The organism is Leisingera sp. F5, assembly GCF_001593695.1.
Genome location: NZ_LUKH01001065.1, coordinates 1 through 1,308 on the forward strand (window position 1 = coordinate 1; position 1,308 = coordinate 1,308).

At 65.1% G+C, this 1,308-nt stretch carries 2 protein-coding genes; both read right to left on the bottom strand.

Annotated features, from left to right (window positions below; all coding sequences use genetic code 11):
• Nucleotides 1–420, bottom strand: a 420-nt coding sequence (locus A2I95_RS38895) for a trypsin-like peptidase domain-containing protein (RefSeq protein WP_291737725.1), incomplete at its 3' end; no start/stop codon positions are given.
• Nucleotides 421–668: 248 nt separating this feature from the next.
• Nucleotides 669–1,308, bottom strand: a 640-nt coding sequence (locus tag A2I95_RS38900; protein WP_291737726.1) for a 3-deoxy-7-phosphoheptulonate synthase, incomplete at its 5' end; no start/stop codon positions are given.

Consider the following 1,308-nt stretch of genomic DNA (forward strand, 5'->3'; position numbering starts at 1 on the left):
CTGCAGGATTGCCAGGTCGCTGGCCTTGTCGCCCAGGATCACCCGCGCATTGTATTCGCGCCGGTCAGAGGTCACCACCCGGATTTCGGTGGCCATGCCCACAACATGAAAGTTGGAGACCACGATACCGTCGCCCGACAGGATCACGCCCGAGCCCAGCGAGTTCTCCACCCGCGGCTGCGGCTTGGCGAAGCCGCGGAAGAAATCATCAAAGAACGGATCGTTCATGAACGGCGAACGGCGGCGCTGCTGCACCTGGCGCACTACCTTGGCGTAGATGTTGACCACTGCCGGCGAGGCGTCTTTGACCAGCGGCGCAAAGCCCAGCGCGATGTCCGCCTGGTTCTGCGGCACCCGGGTTTCGGCTGCGGCCGGCAGGGCGAGAACAATGGCAAGGGCGGTCAGGACTGGGCGGATCATGGGGGCTCCGTTTGTTGCTGTGCGATGGATATGCGGAGCGCGCGCCCGGATTGCAAGACATGAGCAGTTGCGACGGCACAGGGACGCAGCCCCTCTTGGCCTTGCGGCCAATTCACCCCGAGGTATTTTGGACCAGAAAGAAGCCGGCGGCCGGCCAGGCGCATCAGGCTTTCTTACTTGCCGGCATATCCGCAGTCCCGCCGCTGCAAGGGAGGCACGCGCCGCCAGGCATGTGCCCCTTTGCAGCATCAGGCTTCTGCCAGGCTCGGTTCAGCCGCCCGTCCCGCATGGGCACGCCGTGCAGTGACGGCTTCTGCCAGCGCCTCCAGTTCTTGTACTGTATCCGCCCAGCCCAGGCAGCCATCGGTAACCGACTGCCCGTAAGTGAGGTCCCCTTTGCCCAGATCCTGACGGCCGGCCACCAGATGGCTTTCGATCATCACGCCCGTAATGCGCGCATCACCGCCAGCGATCTGCCCGGCGATGCCGCGCAGCACGGCGGGCTGCTTCATGGGGTCCTTGCCGCTGTTGGCATGGCTGGCGTCGATCATTACATGGCCGCGGATGCCGTCCTTTTCCGCCAGTTTGCAGGCCGCATCGACCGAGGCTGCGTCATAGTTGGTGCCGCCGCCGCCGCGCAGGATCAGGTGGCCGTCCGGATTGCCGCTGGTCGCCGCAATCGCCGCACGGCCTGATTTGGCCAATGCCATGAAATGGTGCGGATGCGCCGCCGAGCGCACCGCATCAACCGCGATCTGCAGATTGCCGCGGGTGCCGTTCTTGAACCCTACCGGGCAGGAAAGGCCGGAGGCCATCTCGCGGTGGATCTGGCTTTCGGTGGTGCGGGCGCCAATGGCGGCCCAGGCGACCATATCTGAGATGTACTGC